A 736-nucleotide genomic window follows, 5' to 3' on the forward strand; every position below is an offset into this window, starting at 1 on the left:
CCGCCTGCGCGCCCTCTCACTCGGAGTGGGTGTGCAGCCGCCACGAAGCCATCGAGCTGTCGCGGCTCTGCGCGGCGCGGCCTGATCTGTCCCGCGTGACGTTGTGCATGTGGCGCGCCTTCGTCTTCCCGGCGCTGTGCCAGGAAAGCGGTTTCGTCTGGGCGGTCAGCTATCAGGATGCTGCGATCCATGCCGGCAACCTCTATCGCTTCGACGGCTGGGTGCAGCCCGCCATATCGCAGCGGCATCGATCCGCGCTCAGGCAGGAAAGGTCGCCGTAAGGTGGTCTTGGGCTGGCGCGACGAGGCCAGCGAGCGACGGCGGCGTCGTGCGATCGGGCTGGTGGCCAGTTCCGACCTCGGCGCCGTCCACCGCCATGATGTCCGTGACTTCGCGCACGGTGCACTCATCAGCCCATGAAGGCAGGGCCACATCCCCTCGCGGGGACGTTGCCGAGCCCAATGTCGCGGAGCATGTGACGCTGCTCGGCGGCGCCGGCACCCAAGGCCTCATCTTGATGTCAGCCCGCCGGGGGGCTGGGGTCACCGGGTTTCAGCGATCGGCCGCGTCTCGCGGGTCAGGATTCCCGGAACGGCGCGAATGCCGGCGTGGAAACGGCTGTGTCAGTCCCGCCCCATCTGAGCTGCCGGTGGATCTATCCCTCCGAAACGTAACAGGGGCAAAACCCCGGGCAGTTTCGATGCCGCTGCGCAAGTTGTTGGTGGTCGGTCAGAAT

1 protein-coding gene and 1 pseudogene are annotated in these 736 nt (G+C 67.3%); one reads left to right on the top strand and one right to left on the bottom strand.

Going from position 1 to position 736, the window contains the following annotated elements:
* Window positions 1–281: pseudogene (locus tag EN749_RS36705) on the top strand (hypothetical protein); the annotation flags it as partial.
* Here the strand turns inward: EN749_RS36705 and EN749_RS38420 are convergent.
* Entirely contained in the window at window positions 259–399 is a 141-nt protein-coding gene (locus EN749_RS38420; RefSeq protein ID WP_210214770.1) for a hypothetical protein, read from the bottom strand. The pseudogene EN749_RS36705 and the gene EN749_RS38420 overlap by 23 nt on opposite strands.
* Window positions 400–736 lie beyond the last annotated feature (337 nt).

It is taken from the genome of Mesorhizobium sp. M7A.F.Ca.ET.027.02.1.1, from assembly GCF_004022985.1.
Lineage (GTDB): Bacteria > Pseudomonadota > Alphaproteobacteria > Rhizobiales > Rhizobiaceae > Mesorhizobium.